Annotated in this window: 17 protein-coding genes; 2 read left to right on the forward strand and 15 right to left on the reverse strand. The window is 62.9% G+C overall.

Annotated features, from left to right (window positions below; all coding sequences use genetic code 11):
* Positions 1-289 precede the first annotated feature (289 nt).
* The 7 genes from H1204_RS00960 to H1204_RS00990 form a co-directional block, all read right to left on the reverse strand.
* Positions 290-733 (reverse strand): YchJ family protein, encoded by a 444-nt coding sequence (locus H1204_RS00960; protein WP_180729435.1) that lies wholly within the window; start codon positions 731-733, stop codon positions 290-292.
* Positions 734-751: 18 nt separating this feature from the next.
* A complete protein-coding gene (locus tag H1204_RS00965) occupies positions 752-1,882 on the reverse strand; it encodes an acyl-CoA dehydrogenase family protein (protein ID WP_180729436.1) in 1,131 nt (376 codons plus the stop codon).
* 36 nt (positions 1,883-1,918) lie between these two features.
* On the reverse strand, positions 1,919-2,596 hold the full coding sequence (locus H1204_RS00970) for an SDR family oxidoreductase (RefSeq protein ID WP_180729437.1): 678 nt from the start codon (positions 2,594-2,596) through the stop codon (positions 1,919-1,921).
* 61 nt (positions 2,597-2,657) lie between these two features.
* Positions 2,658-3,851: an acetyl-CoA C-acetyltransferase gene (locus H1204_RS00975; RefSeq protein WP_180729438.1), complete on the reverse strand. Its 1,194-nt coding sequence runs from the start codon at positions 3,849-3,851 to the stop codon at positions 2,658-2,660.
* On the reverse strand, positions 3,844-4,578 hold the full coding sequence (gene can / locus H1204_RS00980; RefSeq protein WP_180730828.1) for a carbonate dehydratase: 735 nt from the start codon (positions 4,576-4,578) through the stop codon (positions 3,844-3,846). Before can ends, H1204_RS00975 begins: the two co-directional genes overlap by 8 nt.
* A 100-nt stretch (positions 4,579-4,678) precedes the next feature.
* Positions 4,679-6,511, reverse strand: coding sequence for a bifunctional isocitrate dehydrogenase kinase/phosphatase (gene aceK, locus H1204_RS00985; RefSeq protein ID WP_180729439.1), 1,833 nt, complete (start codon positions 6,509-6,511; stop codon positions 4,679-4,681).
* Between the two features lie 202 nt (positions 6,512-6,713).
* Positions 6,714-7,157 (reverse strand): MerR family DNA-binding transcriptional regulator, encoded by a 444-nt coding sequence (locus tag H1204_RS00990; RefSeq protein WP_180729440.1) that lies wholly within the window; start codon positions 7,155-7,157, stop codon positions 6,714-6,716.
* A gap of 185 nt (positions 7,158-7,342) precedes the next feature.
* Here H1204_RS00990 and H1204_RS00995 point away from each other — a divergent pair, with 185 nt between their 5' ends.
* The gene (locus H1204_RS00995; protein ID WP_180729441.1) at positions 7,343-8,422 is read left to right on the forward strand and encodes an MBL fold metallo-hydrolase; all 1,080 of its coding nucleotides are present in this window, start codon (positions 7,343-7,345) and stop codon (positions 8,420-8,422) included.
* A gap of 36 nt (positions 8,423-8,458) precedes the next feature.
* On the opposite strand, the gene H1204_RS01000 is transcribed toward H1204_RS00995, so the two are convergent.
* The 7 genes from H1204_RS01000 to argS form a co-directional block, all read right to left on the reverse strand.
* Complete coding sequence (locus H1204_RS01000) at positions 8,459-9,781, reverse strand: IS5 family transposase (protein WP_180729442.1); 1,323 nt, start codon at positions 9,779-9,781, stop codon at positions 8,459-8,461.
* A 317-nt stretch (positions 9,782-10,098) separates the two neighbouring features.
* Positions 10,099-11,697, reverse strand: a complete 1,599-nt coding sequence (locus H1204_RS01005; RefSeq protein ID WP_180729443.1) for an ABC transporter substrate-binding protein — start codon at positions 11,695-11,697, stop codon at positions 10,099-10,101.
* A 234-nt stretch (positions 11,698-11,931) separates the two neighbouring features.
* Positions 11,932-12,744 (reverse strand): helical backbone metal receptor, encoded by an 813-nt coding sequence (locus H1204_RS01010; RefSeq protein ID WP_180729444.1) that lies wholly within the window; start codon positions 12,742-12,744, stop codon positions 11,932-11,934.
* A 3-nt stretch (positions 12,745-12,747) separates the two neighbouring features.
* Positions 12,748-13,518, reverse strand: a complete 771-nt coding sequence (locus H1204_RS01015; RefSeq protein WP_180729445.1) for an SDR family oxidoreductase — start codon at positions 13,516-13,518, stop codon at positions 12,748-12,750.
* 19 nt (positions 13,519-13,537) lie between these two features.
* On the reverse strand, positions 13,538-14,176 hold the full coding sequence (locus H1204_RS01020) for a thiol:disulfide interchange protein DsbA/DsbL (protein ID WP_180729446.1): 639 nt from the start codon (positions 14,174-14,176) through the stop codon (positions 13,538-13,540).
* Positions 14,177-14,326: 150 nt separating this feature from the next.
* Positions 14,327-15,118: an SPOR domain-containing protein gene (locus H1204_RS01025; RefSeq protein WP_180729447.1), complete on the reverse strand. Its 792-nt coding sequence runs from the start codon at positions 15,116-15,118 to the stop codon at positions 14,327-14,329.
* Between the two features lie 100 nt (positions 15,119-15,218).
* Complete coding sequence (gene argS, locus H1204_RS01030) at positions 15,219-17,003, reverse strand: arginine--tRNA ligase (protein ID WP_180729448.1); 1,785 nt, start codon at positions 17,001-17,003, stop codon at positions 15,219-15,221.
* A gap of 429 nt (positions 17,004-17,432) precedes the next feature.
* On the opposite strand from argS, the gene H1204_RS01035 reads away from it, so the two are divergent.
* Complete coding sequence (locus H1204_RS01035; RefSeq protein ID WP_180729449.1) at positions 17,433-17,759, forward strand: DUF1840 domain-containing protein; 327 nt, start codon at positions 17,433-17,435, stop codon at positions 17,757-17,759.
* A gap of 188 nt (positions 17,760-17,947) precedes the next feature.
* On the opposite strand, the gene H1204_RS01040 is transcribed toward H1204_RS01035, so the two are convergent.
* Entirely contained in the window at positions 17,948-18,148 is a 201-nt protein-coding gene (locus tag H1204_RS01040; RefSeq protein WP_007577774.1) for a hypothetical protein, read from the reverse strand.
* Positions 18,149-18,165 lie beyond the last annotated feature (17 nt).

The following is an 18,165-nucleotide window of genomic DNA, read 5'->3' on the forward strand; positions in this document are numbered from 1 at the left end:
GAGCGGTGGACCGCCACCTCGCTACGGAGCGCTGCAACATCTGTAGGCTCATCCTGGCACGACAATTTATATTTGTGCAATTCAGTACAAACCCCTTGCGGCACGAATTTCCTTTCGTCTGATGTGCGCGAAGCCGTTTGGGGCGGGTATCGGCGGCGATTCGGAAAGAACGGGTAATTGAGGGACGTGTCGCTCGCCCAACACGTTGATTCTCTTACAGAAATGGCCCTTATTTGAGATTTGTAAGGGATGCTTGATACGTTGTTGCAGCGCAACCGGAATGCGAGCGTCAGCGATCGCTTACATCGCCATCGACGTAGCGCCAATGCCCATCTTCCCCTCGGATAAAGCGGCTGGATTCATGCAGCCGATGCGCCCGTCCGCCCACCTTGTAGCGCGCGACGAATTCCACTTCGGCGTGCGTAGCGTCGAGCGGCGTGAAGCGTTTGATCTGCAGACCTAGCCAGCGGGGCGCGTCGGCCGCGCTCGGGTCGGCGTCCAGATTGGCGGGGCAGGTTTGGGGCGCCCATGTTTCGCGCAAATATTGGGATTCGCCGAGCACGTAGGCGCTATAGCGGGAGCGCATCAGTTCGAGCGCGGTCGGCGCGGCCGCGCCGCCGTCGATGAAACGGCCGCAGCAATCCGCGAAACGCGGCGGCTTGTCCGAATCGCGCCGGTTCGGCGCGGCGCCGCCGCAAGGGCAATCGATGGGACGTTGTTTTGATGCAGTCATGAATGATTGAGTTGGGGTTCAGCTCAGTCCGCGTGCGATGAGAATCTTTTGGATATCGCTGGTGCCTTCGTAAATCTGGCAGACGCGAACATCGCGATAAATGCGTTCGACGGGAAAGTCGCTCAGATAGCCGTAGCCGCCGTGAATCTGCAGTGCGGCCGAACAGATGCGCTCCGCAGCCTCGGAGGCGAACAGTTTGGCCATGGCCGCTTCCGTCAGACACGGCTGGCCCGCGTCCTTCAGCGACGCCGCGTGCCAGATCAACTGCCGCGCCGCTTCGAGTTGCGTCGCCATGTCGGCGAGACGGAATTGCACGGCCTGGTGCGCGAAGAGCGGCTCGCCGAAGCTTTCGCGCTCCTTTGCATAGGCGAGGGCCGCTTCGAACGCTGCGCGCGCCATGCCGACGCTCTGCGCGGCAATGCCGATGCGCCCGCCTTCGAGCCCCGACAGCGCGATCCGGTAGCCTTCGCCTTCCGCGCCGATCAGGTTGGCGGCGGGAACGCGGCAGTTGTCGAAGACGATCTGCGCGGTATCGGACGAATGCTGGCCGAGCTTTTCTTCGAGACGCGCGACGACGTAACCGGGCGTGTCCGTCGGCACGATGAACGCGCTGATGCCGCGCTTGCCGGCGCTTTTGTCCGTGACGGCCATGACGATCGCGACATTGCCGTTCTTGCCGCTCGTGATGAACTGCTTGACGCCGTTGAGCACGTAAAAGTCGCCATCGCGCGTGGCCGTGGTGCGCAACGCCGAGGCATCCGACCCCGCCTGCGGTTCGGTGAGGCAGAACGAGCCGAGCATCTCGCCGCGCGCGAGCGGCGTGAGCCAGTCGCGTTTCTGCTGCTCGTTGCCATACGTCAGAAGAATGCTGCAGACGGGGCAGTTGTTGACCGAGATCGCCGTCGACGTGCCACCGTCGCCCGCCGCGATCTCTTCGAGGATCAGCGCGAGCGCGAGCGCATCGAGCCCGGCGCCGCCGTATTCCTCCGGCACGAGCACGCCGTACGCGCCGAGTTCGGCGAGCTGGCGATGCACGTCGGCGGGAAACTGACGGTCGCGGTCCCATTGCGCCGCATTCGGCGTCACGGCCTCGCGCACGAAAGTGCGCACCGCGTCGCGGATCATCAGGTGGTCCTGATCGAGCAACATGCGGGTGTCTCCTGATTATTTGTGTGTTGTTTGCCGTTACCAGTCGATCGCTGTGCCGTCGTACTGGAAGAACCGGCCGTGAAAGAGATGCGGCGTGCTCGCCGCCTGCGCCAGCACTTCGCGCATGCCGCGCACGCTATGGGCGGGATCGACGGCAGCCGATGCGCCGCCCATGTCGGTGCGCACCCAGCCCGGATGCAGCGACACGCAGGTGGCGTGGCGCGTTTGCAGCGAGGTCACTTTCAGCACGTCGTTGAGCGCCGCCTTGCTCGCGCGATACAGCCAGCCCGTCGTGCCCGCCGCCTCGCTGATGCTGCCCATGCGGCTAGACAGCACGGCGAGTACGCCGCGCGCGTCTTCGACGAGCGGCAGCAGAACCGGGATCAGCTGCATCGGCCCGCGCACGTTGGTCGTCATCACGAAGTCGAAGTCGTCGGCGGTGACGGTTTCTACGCCTTCCGTCTGCGGGCCATACACGCCCGACACGATTACGGCCGCGTCGAGCCGCTCGCCGTCCAGCTTCCAGCCGAGCGCGGCGATGTCCTCGGGCGCGGCGACATCGAGCGAAAACGCTTCGGCACCGAGCGCGACGAGTTCGCCGAGCGACGCCTCGTCGCGCGCGGTGGCGAGCACACGCCAGCCATCGTGCCGATACTGCTTCACGAACTCGCGTCCTATGCCGCGCGACGCGCCTACGATCAACACTGTCTTCATGAGATGTCCTGTCGTGTCTCGATGCGCGCAGGCCGTCGCGCGCCGCCGTTCAAACGATGCGTCAGACCAGCTCGACGCCCATCGCCGTCGCTTCGCCGCCGCCGATGCACAGGCTCGCGACGCCGCGTTTCAGCCCACGCTTTTTCAGCGCGCCGATCAGCGTGACGAGAATGCGCGCGCCCGATGCGCCGATCGGGTGGCCGAGCGCGCACGCGCCGCCGTTCACGTTGACCTTGTCGTGCGGCAGGTCATGCTCTTTCATCGCGGCCATCGTGACGACGGCGAACGCTTCGTTGATCTCGTACAGATCGACGTCTTGCGCTTTCCAGCCGTTCTTGTCGAACAGCTTCCGGATCGCGCCGACGGGCGCTGTCGTGAACTTCGCCGGTTCCTGCGCAAACGTGGCATGGCCGACGACGCGCGCGAGCGGCGTCACGCCGAGCTTCTTCGCCGTCGATTCCCGCATCATCACGAGCGCCGCTGCGCCGTCGCTGATCGACGACGAGTTCGCGGCCGTCACCGTGCCCGTTTTGCTGAATGCGGGCTTGAGCGTCGGAATCTTGTCGAGGTTCGCCTTGAACGGCTGCTCGTCGCGCTCGACCGTCACGCTGCCTTTCTTGCCTTCGAGGGTGACGGGTGCGATTTCCCATGCAAACGAGCCGTCTTCATTGGCGCGCTTTGCGCGCGTCAGCGATTCGATGGCGAACTTGTCCTGCGACTCACGCGTGAAATCGTACGAGCCTGCGCACTCTTCGGCGAACGTGCCCATCAGACGGCCTTTCTCGTAGGCGTCTTCGAGGCCGTCGAGGAACATGTGGTCCATCACCTGACCGTGGCCCATGCGCATGCCGCCGCGCGCCTTCGGCAGCAGGTACGGCGCGTTCGTCATGCTCTCCATGCCGCCCGCGACGATCACGTCGACGGAACCGGCCGTGAGCATGTCGTGCGCGAACATCGCCGCGCGCATGCCGGAGCCGCACATCTTGTTGACGGTCGTCGAGCCCGTCGATAGCGGCAGCCCCGCGCCGAGCGCCGCCTGGCGCGCGGGCGCCTGGCCCTGGCCGGCGGGCAGCACGCAGCCCATCACGGCTTCTTCGACCTGTTCCGGCTTGAGGCCCGCGCGTTCGACGGCCGCCTTGATCGCGATTGCGCCGAGCTGCGGTGCCGTCAGCGATGCGAACTCGCCCTGGAACGCGGCCATCGGCGTACGCGCGACGGATACGATGACGATCGGGTCCTTGCTTGTCTCACTCATGTTTCATCTCCTTGATAACACCGTGAACGACCGCGGCCACACCGCCGAGCTTTTCGGCGTCGGCGGCGACCATGTCGTTGTCAGCCGAGTGTGCGCGGCTCGCGGAAACGGCCGCGACGCAACTGGTGTAGGTCTCCTCCAGCTTCGACGGATCTTTGACCGTCATGCCGAGATCGCGCACGCGACCGTCGTGCACGCCATACACCCAACCGTGAATGGTGAGGTCCTGGCCACGCGCCCATGCGTCGTTGACGATCGTCGTGCGGCACACGTTGACGACCTGCTCGATCGTATTCAGTTCGACGAGGCGGCGATGCCGTGCTTCGCCCATCGGCCATTGTTCGAGCATCGCGGCGTGCTTCGAGCGCACGTCCTGCACGTGATGCAGCCAGTTGTCGGCGAGACCGACGCGACGGCCGTGCAGCGCGGCACCGACGCCCGAGCAGCCGTAGTGGCCGACGACCATGATGTGCTTGATCTTCAGCAGATCGACGGCGAACTGGACCACGGACAGACAGTTCAGGTCCGAGTGCACGACGACGTTCGCGATATTGCGGTGAACGAACACTTCGCCCGGCGGCAGGCCGATGATCTCGTTGGCAGGCACGCGCGAATCCGCGCAGCCGATCCACAGATACTCGGGCGCCTGCTGATGCGCGAGCCGTGAGAAAAACTCGGGGTCTTCCTCGAGCTTGTGCGAGACCCATGCATCGTTGTTCGCGAACAGATGGGCGAGGGATGTTCAGTAGCAGAAGCGTTCGTAGTCATGATTCGTTCCGACGTAATCTGGTTGTTTGATGTTGTTCAATCGAGGACGGCATGCGCTTTCATGCTAAGCGCACCGTCGGCTTGGTCGATGCATTGGCCGCGTGATCCTGATCCCGATCTGCTGGGAACCGTTCCGGATAACGCACGGAAAAGCGCAGGTTGCCGTCATACGGATAGAAGTCGGGCAACTCGCCGCGGAGAATGTGATTCTTGTGCTTTTGCCACAGCGCGGGATCGAAGAAATCCGCGTGATGCTTGAGGAAATATTCGCGTACGCGCGTGTCGCCGAGCAAAAACGTGTTGTACGTCTCCGGAAAAATGTCATGCGGACCGACCGTGTACCACGGCTCGCCCGACATCTCATCTTCCTCGTTGCGCGGCGGCGGCACCGCGCGCACGTTGCAATCGGTGAGGTATTCAATCTCGTCGTAGTCGTAGAACACGACACGTCCGTGCCGCGTGACGCCGAAGTTCTTGTACAGCATGTCGCCGGGAAAGATGTTGGCCTGCATCAGTTCTTTCACCGCGTTGCCGTACTCGCGGATGCCGTGCTCGACGTCGGCGTCCGTGCCGTTCTGCAGGAAAATGTTGAGCGGCACCATGCGCCGTTCGATATACAGATGCCTGATGACGAGATTATCGCCTTCGTATTCGAGCATCGACGGCGCTTCCTTTTCGAGCTCGCGAATGAGCGCGTGATCGAGGCGCGACAGCGGCAATGCGACGCTCGAATATTCGAGTGTGTCGGCCATGCGGCCCAGACGGTCATGTCGTTTGACGAGCTGATACTTGCCCACCACCTGTTCGCGCGTCGTTTCTTTCGGCGGCGGGAATGAGTCTTTGATCAGCTTGAACACGTACGGAAACGACGGCAGCGTGAACACCAGCATCACCATGCCCTTGATGCCGGGCGCGATGATGAACCGGTCGCTCGAATGCCTCAGATGCTGCAGCAGATCGCGATAGAAAAGATTCTTGCCCTGCTTCTGCAAGCCCACCGACGTATAGATTTCCGCCTTCGGCTTGCCCAGCAGAATGCTGCCGAGAAATTCGACGTACGCGGACGGCACTTCCATATCGACGAGAAAGTACGAATGCGCGAAGCTGAAAATGATCAGCAACTGGTCGCGCTTGCAAAGCAGCGCATCGAGTGCGAGCAGGCCCGGCTTCACGTGATGGATCGGCAATGCGAACGGCACCATCGTGTCGCCGTTGATGATGCGCCCGATGATGTACGCCGCCTTGTTGCGGAAGAACAGCGACGACAGCACGTGAATCTGGAAATTGGGCGCTTCGTTGAAGGTGCCGAAGTTGTCGTGCAGCGCCTGAATCACGCATTCGACGTCGCGAGTCAGGTTTTCGAACGGCGGGTTCAGCTGGAAGTTCGTGACGACCCGCTCCAGCGTGACGGCGAGACCATCCCGGCCCGGGTAATATGCGCGATACGTCGGCTTCGCTGCCGGCTCGTCGTTCTCGATGTATTCGGTCGAAATCGCGGGCCGCACGAAGATGAAATCATTGTTGAAGTACGAGCGATGCAGGATCTGGCAGCACACCGAATTGAAGAACGTCTCCGCGCATTCGGGCTGGCGGTGCGTCGTCAACAGACCGATGTAATGCAGCTTGATCTGCTGCCAGACTTCGTCGTCGATGCTCTCGGCGTCGAATTCGTCCTCGAGCTTTTCGATGCACTCGTGCACGCGTTCGTCATACGACGTGATCCGGTCGCGCGCGAGTTTTTGCAGGCCGTGCCAGTCGGCGGCTTCGAACAGATCTTTCGCGTGGATCGCTGCTTCGCGGAAGATCCGGTAATGCCGGTCGAACCCCGCGAGCAGCGTCTCCGCGACGTCGAAGCCGATCTGTGACGACAGCAGTTTGGGAAAGTGATTCATGTCGACCGTGCATTCGTTCAATGTCGCGAAGACCCCTGCGATTGTATCGTCCGGGTGAGCTTGCGAGACGCCTTCAGGCCTTTTGGGCGCGGCGTCGACGCATTGCTGTTTGAAGCGTGTTGCATGGCGTTCGGCGCATCTTCACGCAACGCCGCGCCAATTGTCGTGTTTGGCGCCCGATCTTCCGATCAGGATTTTTCTTTCAATCCGCCTTGGTGCTTTCGTGTGCGAGTTTGTCAGCCTCGCTGTAGCCGTCGCCGCGCGTGCCGCTTTCGAGCAACGCGCGCGCCTGCGCTTCGTATTGCGCGAGATCTTCGAGCGTCGCGTTGAGGTCCTCGCGCTGGCGCTCCAGCACTTCGCGATGCCGAACCACCGTTGCGAGGAACGCCTGCAACTGCGGTTGGGTATCCGTCGGCGAATCGTACAGATCGAGCAGGTCGCGAATCTCCGACAACGTGAAACCCAGACGCTTGCCGCGCAGCGTCAGCCGCAGCCGCGTGCGGTCGCGGCCCGAGTACACGCGGCGCAATCCGCTGGAACCTTCGCGGCTTGGTGAGAGTAAACCCTGGTCCTCGTAGAAGCGGATCGCGCGCGGCGTCACGTCGAATTCGCGGGCCAGTTCGGTAATCGTGTATTGGGTGTTCATCGTTGGGTCTGGGGCGTGCGGTCCCGTCTGTCCGATTTGTCCAGACGGCCGGGCACAAAAACGGATTGAACGCTAGAATCGACGTTTACGTTATCGTCAACCTGAACAAAGCGCAACCACGCGCACGGCTGGTTCATGCGACTGACCATGCAACCGACCGTGCCGCCGACGAAGGAAACCCCACGATGAATGCTCTCGAACACCAACTCGACTATCCATTCGCCGACCAGATGCCAGCCGCCGGCACGACGCAGGAAGTCGCGCCGGGCGTCTACTGGCTGCGCATGCCGTTGCCGTTCGCGCTCAATCACATCAACCTCTGGCTGCTGCGCGACGAGATCGACGGGCAGAAGGGCTGGACGATCGTCGATTGCGGGATCGCTTCGGACGAGATCAAGGCGAACTGGGAAAGGCTGTTTGACACGGCGCTCGAAGGCTTGCCGGTGCTGCGCGTGATCGTCACGCATTGTCATCCGGACCACCTCGGGCTCGCGAACTGGTTGTGCGAGGGCGGCGAGAAGAAGCGCTGGAATGTGCGTCTGTGGATCACGCTCGGCGAGTACATGCTGGGCCGCGTGATGGCGGCCGGCGATGGCTCGAATGCGGGCGGCGAGGGCGCGGCGCGGCACTTTGCGCGGCATGGACTAAGCGACGAGGCGTCGCTCGACAAGCTTCGCAACCGCAAGAGCTATTACGCGAACCTCGTCCCTTCGGTGCCGGGGCAATACCGGCGCATGCGCGAGGGCGATGCGCTGTCGATCGGCGGGCGCACGTGGCGAGTCGTGACGGGCTTCGGTCATTCGCCGGAGCATTGCGCGCTGCACGCGGAAGCGGATGGCGTGCTGATTTCCGGCGATATGGTGTTGCCGCGCATTTCGACGAACGTATCGGTGTTCGACATCGAGCCGGAAGGCAATCCGCTGGCGCTGTATCTCGGTTCGCTTGGCCGTTATGAAACGATGGCGCCGGATACGCTCGTGCTGCCTTCGCATGGCAAGCCGTTTCGGGGCCTGCATACGCGTATCGGGCAACTGCGGGATCACCACGCGGCGCGGCTGGCGGAAGTGCGTGAGGCCTGCGCCCAGAAGCCGTGCAGCGCGGCGGATATCGTCCCCATCATGTTCAAACGGGAACTCGATATTCACCAGATGACGTTTGCGATGGGTGAAGCGCTCGCGCATTTGCATCTGCTGTGGCTTCAGGGAGAGTTGAAGCGGGTGCAGGGTGGGGATGGGGTGATTCGGTTTGAGAACGAGGCTAGGTAGTCCGCCCTGAATAAAGCGTTTTGGTCGTCGCCGGCGTCAGACGACGGCCGTTGACTGATCGACAGAAACGAACAGCGCCACAAGAACGAGGGCGCAAAAAAGCCGCAGTTTCCTGAGGATCATGCGCAGGTTGTGGCCAGTGCCGCACAGCACCGCGTGCATCGCGTCGCCGAGCGTCCCCTTAAGCCAGTTCCGATCGAGCTTTCCATCCGTCTTCATGTGGCCGATCGCTGGCTCGATCGCACTGCGCCGCCTGATCATCGCCCGTAATCCCCTTGTAATGCCTCGCCGCAGCCCCGGGTGGTAGATCTTCACCCCTTCGATGTCTACGCCCTTGTAGCCGCGGTCGACGACGGCGATTTCCGGCGTGATGTCGCTCAGGATTGCCGCCTGCTCCAGCGCTTCTGCAAGGGTGTGGCCGTCGTAAGGGTTGCCCGGCATCGAGCGCATGCCAACGACCAGGCCTTCCTTGTGCGTCGTTGTGATCGACACCTTCACACCAAACTCATACGGCGTGCGCGCCTTGCCTTTGGCCAGACACTCCACCTCTGGCGCATGCAGTGCGTAGAGCTTGTTTTTGTCTTTTGTCTTTTGCGACAGGATCCGTTTCGTGCGCCCAATCAGTTCCTGCAAGGCCACGCGGCTTCCTTCGGATACCGAATCGACCTGCCGCTCCACGTCACGCATCACCCGACCCACACGCGAGCGCAGCGTACGCAACGCCTTCTTCATGCGTTTGTACTGCTTCGCATGGGCGTAGCGGCCAATCTGACGCTCCAGGTGCGGCGCCTCGCGGTTGTAGTTCTGCCGCAGCTTCAGGCTATGCCGCGCAGCCGCCTTTACCAGATGTTCGCGACACCGCTCAAGCAAGCGGGAATCGGTTGGATGGGCAATCGCCTTCTCCATGACCGTCGTGTCTACAATCACGCGCTTCACGCTTGCAGCCTTGATCACGCCAGCACGTTTTGCTGCCTCGATCGTTTCGGCCAGCAACTCTTCGACGCCGGCTTCGCCCAGCCGCTTGCGCCAGCGCGTCAGGCTCGATGGATCGATTGGCGGTTCGGTCTGCAGGTAGGTCTCGCCAGTGAAAACCTGCCAATACGGGTTTTCCACCCATTGCCAGACGACCTCTTCGTCGGACAGGTCAAACCCGTGCTGCAGATACAGCAGACCGGCGATCAGCCTGGGCGATGTAGCCGGTCGCCCCTTGCGCGACACGAAGCTTTCGCTCATCGCGACACCCAGCCGATCCCAGTTGATGAGGTCGGCCAGCCGTACCAGCGGATGTTTCAGATTGATCTGTTCACGCAGCGGCTGCCGGAAGAAATCTCCTTCTTTCACAGGCGTCTTCGGACCCATCCGTACCTCGCCAGAATTTGCAGGATTCTCACGTCAATTTGCCAGGTTCCTGCAAATCTCACAACACAATTTTGGCCTCAAAGCTCCGCTGCACGAGGCTCGCCGATTTGTTCAGGCTCGACTAGGTAGGGCGTTTCCGTCGTGCGTCGAAGGACCTGGAAAATCACCCCGTTCGCAATAAGGTCAAAGTGAAGCCGCTTAAATTTGATTTTATGGTGAAGAAGCGCGGCGCAATCGACTGACCGACTTCGTCGCCTCAAACAAAAAGCCCGGCCGCATCTCGCAGGCCGGGCTTTTTCCGTAGCGCGAAGCGCAGCTTACTGCACCACCACCGCCCCAAAATTCTGCCGCCCAAACGGACTGACGTGATACCCGCTCACGTTCGTCCGCGTGATAGCGGCCGCCGTCGGATACCCAAGCGGAATCCACAGCGCAGCATCGTGAATGATCTGCTGCGCGGCTTCATACGCTTTCGTGCGCTTGCCTTGATCCGCTGTCTCCTTGCCCTGCGCAATCAGCTTGTCGAGTTCCGGGTCGCAATACCGCGCGAAGTTGATCCCCGACTTCACCGCATTGCAGCTAAAGAGCGGCGACAGATAGTTGTCCGGGTCGCCGTTGTCGCCAGCCCAGCCCATGAACAGCGTATCGTGCTGTCCCTGCTTGGCCTGCTTGATCAACTCACCCCATTCGATCACCTTCACCTCGGCCTTCACGCCGATCTTTGCGAAGTCCGCTTGCAGCATTTCCGCGCCCGCCTTCGGATTCGGATTCAGCACGCTGCCGTTCGGACGCACCCAGATCGTCGTTTCGAAGCCGTTCGGGTAGCCCGCTTCGGCGAGCAGTTTCTTGGCCTTCTCCGCGTCGTACGGCCACGGCTTGACGGCCTTGTCGTAGCTCCACGTATTCGGCGGATACGGATTGTTCGCAGGCGTCGCCGTGTTGTCGAACACGGCTTTCAGGTACGACGTGCGGTCGAACGCCATGTTCAGCGCCGCGCGCACCTTTTGATTGTCGAGCGGCTTCTTCTGCGTGTTCAGCGCGACGAACGCCGTCATGAACGCGGGCGTCTGCACGACGGCGAGCGACTTGTCCTGCTTCGCGTCGGCGATATCCTGCGGCTTCGGCGACAGCGCGATCTGGCATTCGCCCGCCTTCACCTTTTGCGCGCGCACGGCAGCGTCGGGCGTGATCGCGTAGATCAGACGGTCGATCTTCGGCTTCGCGCCCCAGTAGCTCGGGTTCACGTCATAGCGGATGATCGAATCCTTCGTGTAGCCCTTCAGCACGAACGGACCCGTGCCGATTGGCTTCGCGTTCAGGTCGGCCTGTTTGCCCGCCTTCAGCAACTGGTCCGCGTATTCAGCCGAATAGATCGACGCGAAGCCCATCGTCAGGATCGACACGAAGGTCGCGTTCGGCTCGTTCAGCTCGAACTTCACCGTGTTGTCGTCGACCTTCGACACCGACTTGATCAGCTTTACGAGACCCATCGACTGCGCGTGCGGAAAGCCGCTCGCGCCTGCGACCTTGTGCCACGGGTTGTTGTCGTCGAGCATGCGGTTGAACGTGAAGACGACGTCGTCGGCGTTCAGCGCGCGCGTGGGCTTGAAATAGTCGGTGGTCTGGAACTGCACGTTCGGGCGAAGATGGAACGTGTACGTGAGGCCGTCGGTGCTGACGTCCCACTTGTCGGCGAGCGACGGCACGACTTTCTTCGCCGCTTCGTCGTACGACACGAGCGAATTAAAGATCACATCCGCCGATGCATTGGTCGTGACGAGCGAGTTGTACTGGACGACGTCGAAGCCGTCCGGGCTCGATTCCGTGCAGACGGTGAGCGGCTTCGCGACGGCCAGTGCGGGCGCGCTGGCGAACGCCGTCAGGGTCGCGGCGGCGGCAAGCAACTTGAAACGCATAAGATCTCCCGGGATTTCGAATTGTTCGTGGCGGGGCCGCGCATCTGTCACGCGCGCCCCGGGCGGGTGCTTTCACGCAAACTGATTCTGATACGGTTTCGGTGCAGGCGCAGTGCGTCAACTCAATGGGTCACCTCGGTGCGTCACGCGTCGCCGGCTCTGGCGCAAGCTTATCGAACGCTTTCAGCAGCGACAACAATTGAATCCGCATATCCATATGGCGGCGGATACGCGCTAACGGCTGGCGTAGTCCAGAAGATACGCGATGCCGTCGATCGCACGCGAGCCGTACCACGACACCATCTCGCCGTCGACCAGCCCGATTCGTTTGCCCGCGAGGCGCGCGTCCCGTCCAAGCGCGTCGCAATGCTGCTGGGTGAAGCGATACGGCTCGCTCGACAGCAGGACGCGGTCGGTCTGGGCAAGCCACGCGGCATCCAGATCGAACGAAGGATAACGCGCCGCGCCTGTTTCGCCGCCGCGCACATCGGGCAGTGTCTGCCAGTTCACGAGGCGCAGCATCGCTGAAATATAGGTGTCACGCGCGACGGTCATCCACGGCTCGCGCCAGATCGCATAGAGCACGTTTTGCCGTGGCCATTCGCGGGAAGCGCATGCGTCCAGTTGCGTCTGAAGCTCGACGCCCAACGCGCGAGCTTCGTCGTGGCGATCGAAAATCGCGCCGAGCAGCGCGTACAGCGCCAAGTTGTCCTCGGGCGTCAAAGGGTGAGTGACGACGACATGCGGCACGAACGCGCGCAATTGCTCGACGGTCTCGCGCTCGTTCTCGTCGATATTGACGACGACATGTGTGGGTTGCAGCGCGCGCAAGGCGTCGATCTTCACGGCTTTCGTGCCGCCGACTTTCGGCACACGGCGCACCTTGTCGCGCGGATGCACGCAAAACCCCGTGCGCCCGACGATCTGCGCGTCCAGCTTCAAGGCAAAGAGAAGTTCGGTGATGCTCGGCACCAGCGACACGATGCGCGCGCCGCGTTCCGCTTTCGCGTGCTCGACACCGGCTGCATCGACGACACGCGCGCGCATGATCTACTGCGCGGCGCGCGGCTTGCGCGGAGCCTTTTCGAAGACGGCGTCGTAGAGCCAGCGAGGCGCGACGTGCAGCACCATCGACACAAGGCGCATTTGCCACGGGAAGGTCGCGAAGCGTTTCTTGCGCGCGATCGCGTCGGCGACTTTCGCGGCGAAGCGGTCCGCATCCATCAGGAAGGGCATCGCGTACGGATTGTGCGCCGTCATCGGCGTGCGGATATAGCCCGGCGCGATCGTCACGACCGACACGCCGAACGGCCGCATCTCGACGCGCAGCGCCTCCAGATACTTCGCCGCCGCCGATTTCGACGCGCTATACGCGCCCGAACCCGGCAGACCGCGCACGCCGGCGACGCTCGCAATGCCGACGAGGGCGCCCTTGCGCGCGTCGATCATTGCTTGCGCGAACGGCTCGAAGGTCGCGACCATGCCGAAGTAGTTGACGTCCATCACGTCGCGGAACGTTTGCAGATCGCCGTGACCTGTCACGGCGCCGCGGCTGATACCCGCGTTGGCGATCACGATGTCGGGGCAGCCGTGCTCCGCGATGAACTGCTGCGCGGCCTGCGCGAGCGCCTCCGCATCCCGTACGTCGACGGAATACACGGAGATTGCGTTCTGGGAATGGGACTGCTGGAAGGCGGCGAGTGCGTCGCCGCGGCGGGCGACGAGGCCGAGAATCGCGCCGCGCCGCGCATAGTCGGCGGCGAGCGCTTCACCTATGCCACTGGACGCGCCGGTGATGAAAACCTTCAGGGGTGAACTCATGCGGCGCGTGCGAACGGATTTACATCTTCTTGGCGCGAACCTGCGCGACCAGATAGTCGAGCACCTGAATCGTGCCCGGCAGGCTGTTGGTCTGCGCAGGGCCCGTTTCGTACTTGCCCTGCACGGCGAGCGTCGGCACGCCGTCGATCTTGAAGTCTTCGATCAGCTTCTTGTCGCGCTGGATCGCGCTCTGCGTCGAGAACGAGTTGTACGCGTCCATGAACTTCTTCGGATCGATACCGTTCTTCGCGAGGAATTTAGCCTGATCTTCCGGCGTCAGCAGATAGTTCTTGTTGACGTGGATCTCGTGGAAGATGGTCGGCGTGAGCTGATTGGCGAGGCCGAGCGCGTCGACCGCGTGATAGAGCTTCGAATGCGGGATGAAGTCGTCGCGGAACGCAACGGGCACGCGCTTGAACACGACGTCCGGGCCCTGCTTCTTGACCCACGCTTCGAGATACGGGTCGAACTCGTTGCAGTGCGGGCAGCCGTACCACATGAACTCGATGACTTCGATCTTGCCGGCAGCCGCTTCGACGGGCTGGGGCGTGGACAGCACGGTGTAGTCCTTGCCGGCGACGGGCGCGGCGGGCGCCGCTTGTACCGCGCTCGCGACGAGACCGATCGAGAGGAAAAGAATGCTGAGCAGTTTTTTCATGTCTTGTGAACCCAATCAGGGAAAGTAACGGTGGCCGGCTGTTGCGCGCCGCGACCGCTACGGTTTCGACGGCAGGCTGCCGCACCTGAGACTTGCGCCGCGCGTTGAAGGTTCAGCGGCGGCGCGTGACAACGCATTACCGAATGTGAATCACTGCTTGGTGAAGCGGATCACGGCCGTATCGACGCCCGCATCCGAAAGACGCTGACGCGTGGTGTTCATGTCCTCGAACTTCGAGAACGGGCCGATACGCACGCGATAGTACGTCACACCGCCCGCATCGCGCTGCGTGACCTTCGATTCGAAGCCCTGGAACGCGAGGCGCGCGCGCTGCTGTTCGGCGTCGGCGGACGTCTTGTAGGCGCCGACCTGCAGCAGATAGCCGGTGTTCGCGTCGTTAGCGGCGGGCGGCGTGCCGTTGGCGTTCGGCGTCGAGCCGGCCTTGGGCGGCTGCGTCGGCGCGTTGTTGGCGGTCGTGACGGGCGCGCTGGTCGGGTTCGGCGCCTTCTTCGGCGGAACGTTCGCGGTGGTCGTGCCGTTGTTAGCGCCGTTGTCCTGCGCGGGCTTCGGCGCGACGGCGACACCGTTGTTCGACGGCGGCACTTCGACGATCTGCGGTTCTTCGAGCATGCCCGACGTCTGCGTCTGGTTCGTCGTCTGGCCCGGCGCCGTGTTGGGCGGCGCGGGTTGCGCGGCTTGCGGCACCGGTTGGCCAGGCGTCTTGCCTTGCAGCGGACGGTTCGGGTCGTATTGCGGCTGGCTTGCGCCGCTATCGGACGCAGCGGGCGGCGCGACCTTCGCGACGAACGGCGTAGGCGCGCGCGTGATGTAGAGCGCCACCACCACCGCGATGGCCAGGCCGACGATCAGGCCCAGCACGATACCGAGAAAAGTGCCCCCGGTTTGTTTCGACTGCTTTGTAGTGCGGCGTGGTTTTGCCATCGTCTAATTCACCTGCAAAAGGAAATCTGGAATGACCGTCGATTATAACGACGGTCATCTTTGTATCGTCCCAATTAAGTTCAATTGAACCGCGCGGAGATTACATTTTTGCGGGTGCCGACACACCGATCACAGCGAGGCCGTTGGCCAGCACCTGGCGCGTCGCCGCGAGCAGCGCGATGCGCGCATTGCGCGGCGCTTCGTCGTCGACGAGAACGCGTTCGGCATTGTAGAACGAGTGAAATTCGCCTGCGAGGTCGCGCAGATAGAACGCGACGGCATGCGGCGCGAGTTCGTCGGCGGCGTGCGTGAGCATGTCGGGGTATTCGGCGAGCTTCTGCAGTAGCGCCATCGCGCGTTCGCTGTCGAGCGGCGACAGATCGACGGACGGCAGCACGGCTTCATCGGCGCCGTAGCGCGACTTCCATTCGTTGATCACCGAGCAGATGCGTGCGTGCGCGTACTGCACGTAGTACACCGGGTTCTCGTCGTTCTGCTTGAGCGCGAGATCGACGTCGAACACGAATTCCGTGTCGGCCTTGCGCGAGATCAAAAAGAAGCGCACGGCGTCGCGGCCGCGGCGGATCGTCTCTTCGTCGAGCAGATCGGGCGAGGCTTCCTGGCCCGGCAGCGCGCCGCCCGACCATTCGATCAGATCGCGCACCGTCACATAGCTGCCCGCGCGCTTCGAGATCTTCACTTCCTGACCGTCGCGCATCACGGTGACCATCTTGTGCAGCACGTAGTCGGGATAGCCCTTCGGAATGCCGACGCCAAGACCCTGCAGCCCGGCGCGCACGCGCGCGATCGTGCCGTGGTGGTCCGAACCCTGGATGTTGATGACCTTCGTGAAGCCGCGCTCCCACTTCGTCTCGTGATACGCGACGTCGGGCACGAAGTACGTGTACGTGCCGTCGGACTTGCGCATCACGCGGTCCTTGTCGTCGCCGTCGTCGGTGGTGCGCAGCCACAGCGCGCCTTCCTGCTCGTAGGTCTTGCCGGCCGCGATCAGTTCGTCCACCGTCTTCTCGACGCGGCCTTCCTTGTACAGCGACGATTCGAGGTAGTACTGGTCGAACTTCACGCCGAACGCCTGCAGGTCCATATCCTGCTCGTGACGCAGATAGGCGACGGCGAAACGGCGAATTGCTTCAAGGTCTTCGACGTCGCCCGTGCCCTTGACGGGTTCGCCGTCGCTGGCCGACACGGTCTCGCCGTTCAGATAGTCGCGCGCGATGTCGGCGATGTATTCGCCGTTGTAGGCGGCTTCCGGCCAGCCTGCATCGCCCGGCTTCAGGCCACGGGCGCGCGCCTGCGTCGAGATGGCGAGATTGCCGATCTGCACGCCGGCGTCGTTGTAGTAGAACTCGCGGTGCACGTCGTAGCCTTGCGACGCGAGCACGTTCGACGTCGCATCGCCGAGCGCGGCCTGGCGGCCGTGGCCGACGTGCAGCGGGCCCGTCGGATTGGCGGAAACGAACTCGACCAGCACGCGCTTGCCCGCGTCGCGCTGCGAGCGGCCGAACGTTTCGCGTTGCTCGAACACGGCGGCGATCACAGCCTGCTTGGAGGCCGCCGACAGACGCAGGTTGATGAAGCCCGGACCCGCCACTTCGGCGCTATCGACGAGGCCTTTGGCGAGCGGATGCGCGAGCAGCGCGTCGACGATCTGCTGCGCGAGCTGGCGCGGATTCGCACGCAGCGGCTTGGCAAGCTGCATGGCGACGTTGCACGCCACGTCGCCGTGCGCGGCAACCTTCGGGCGTTCGAGCGTGATGGCGGGCGCGATGAACGCGGCTTCGGATTCACCTTGGGTCGCCTGGGCGACCTGCTTGACCACGTCGGTCAACAGGGTTTCGAGAGTGTGTTTGTGTGCAGGCAGCATGCTTGTTGCGAGTCCAGTGAGGCAGTCCGATGAAGCGGGGCAGCGCCGCGAACGGCGTGATGCAAGGCCGTCGACGGCGTGGAAAGCGCTTGAGCGCCCCGATGCGCGGCGCCCGCGTGACGCTGCGGCGGCGCGGCAAGGCGGCTAACGTTTCGTGGCGCGGGCCGTGGCGACAGTCTGCAACACGCGCAGCTGCGACGCAGCGCAGCGTGCCCGGCCGCACGGCAGCGAGCTTTTTCCGTCAATGTCGGATTTTAGCAGGTGCTAATATGTCCAATGAGATGCCCAGCAAGGGCCGTGGCCGCCAGCCTGTCGTCGACTGACAGGCTGGCGCGTCAACGGAACCCGTGCGGCTGGCCGTTGCGATGTCGCGAGTATTCTGCGGCTGGGCGCGCGAGAAGCCAACATAACGAAAAGGGAACCGTCATCATGCTGATTACTTTCAAATGCCGCTCCGCGCCCGATGTGGTGATGCTGGAGAATCTCGCCCAATATTTGTTGGGCATTATCGGCAAGCGGCTCGGCGCGCGCGGTGTGATCAATCACGACGAACTTGGCGTGGCGATCTCGAAGCTCGAAGCTGCCATCGTCACCGACAAGCAGGAGCGCGCCGAGCATGAAGGCCACTTCCATGAAGGGGAAGAAGGTCACGAGCGTCACGAGGTTCCGATTGGTCTCGCGCAACGGTCGTATCCGTTCCTCGACATGCTGCGCGCGGCGCAGAAGGAAAATACGGATATCGTCTGGGGCCTCTGAACGCTGAAGCGAGCCGCCAGCGTGCGTTGAGCGGCGCTCGTTCAGACGCCCCCGTCGGGTTTGATGGCCGCCGCGTTCGTGGTGGTGGCGCAGACCGCGCATCGCGTTCGGTCACGCCGGGCGTGTCGAGCCCAGAAACACAAAAGCCCGTCGAACGACGGGCTTTTGCTTTTGCAGCGCCGCGAGCCTTACTGACTCGCGCCTTGCGGCGCAGTCGCGGGAGCGGATGCGCCGTTCTTCTTCTTTTTCGGCTTTTTCACATGCTTGACGGTGGGCGGGGAGTACGAGCTCACCGCACTCGATCCGCCCGGCGCCTGAGGCTGAGCCTCGGTGATCGGTGCAATGGCGGCAAGCGATAACGCGGTCAACATCAGCGTCAGCTTCTTCATACGATTTTTCTCCGTTG

The sequence above is a fragment of the Paraburkholderia sp. PGU19 genome (genome assembly GCF_013426915.1).
Classification (GTDB): Bacteria; Pseudomonadota; Gammaproteobacteria; order Burkholderiales; family Burkholderiaceae; genus Paraburkholderia.

Coding starts and splice junctions, on each gene's coding strand:
- H1204_RS00960 (WP_180729435.1), bottom strand. CDS start 733: ATGACTGCATCAAAACAACGTCCCATCGATTGCCCTTGCGGCGGCGCC.
- H1204_RS00965 (WP_180729436.1), bottom strand. CDS start 1,882: ATGTTGCTCGATCAGGACCACCTGATGATCCGCGACGCGGTGCGCACT.
- H1204_RS00970 (WP_180729437.1), bottom strand. CDS start 2,596: ATGAAGACAGTGTTGATCGTAGGCGCGTCGCGCGGCATAGGACGCGAG.
- H1204_RS00975 (WP_180729438.1), bottom strand. CDS start 3,851: ATGAGTGAGACAAGCAAGGACCCGATCGTCATCGTATCCGTCGCGCGT.
- aceK (WP_180729439.1), bottom strand. CDS start 6,511: ATGAATCACTTTCCCAAACTGCTGTCGTCACAGATCGGCTTCGACGTC.
- H1204_RS00990 (WP_180729440.1), bottom strand. CDS start 7,157: ATGAACACCCAATACACGATTACCGAACTGGCCCGCGAATTCGACGTG.
- H1204_RS00995 (WP_180729441.1), top strand. CDS start 7,343: ATGAATGCTCTCGAACACCAACTCGACTATCCATTCGCCGACCAGATG.
- H1204_RS01000 (WP_180729442.1), bottom strand. CDS start 9,781: ATGGGTCCGAAGACGCCTGTGAAAGAAGGAGATTTCTTCCGGCAGCCG.
- H1204_RS01005 (WP_180729443.1), bottom strand. CDS start 11,697: ATGCGTTTCAAGTTGCTTGCCGCCGCCGCGACCCTGACGGCGTTCGCC.
- H1204_RS01010 (WP_180729444.1), bottom strand. CDS start 12,744: ATGCGCGCGCGTGTCGTCGATGCAGCCGGTGTCGAGCACGCGAAAGCG.
- H1204_RS01015 (WP_180729445.1), bottom strand. CDS start 13,518: ATGAGTTCACCCCTGAAGGTTTTCATCACCGGCGCGTCCAGTGGCATA.
- H1204_RS01020 (WP_180729446.1), bottom strand. CDS start 14,176: ATGAAAAAACTGCTCAGCATTCTTTTCCTCTCGATCGGTCTCGTCGCG.
- H1204_RS01025 (WP_180729447.1), bottom strand. CDS start 15,118: ATGGCAAAACCACGCCGCACTACAAAGCAGTCGAAACAAACCGGGGGC.
- argS (WP_180729448.1), bottom strand. CDS start 17,003: ATGCTGCCTGCACACAAACACACTCTCGAAACCCTGTTGACCGACGTG.
- H1204_RS01035 (WP_180729449.1), top strand. CDS start 17,433: ATGCTGATTACTTTCAAATGCCGCTCCGCGCCCGATGTGGTGATGCTG.
- H1204_RS01040 (WP_007577774.1), bottom strand. CDS start 18,148: ATGAAGAAGCTGACGCTGATGTTGACCGCGTTATCGCTTGCCGCCATT.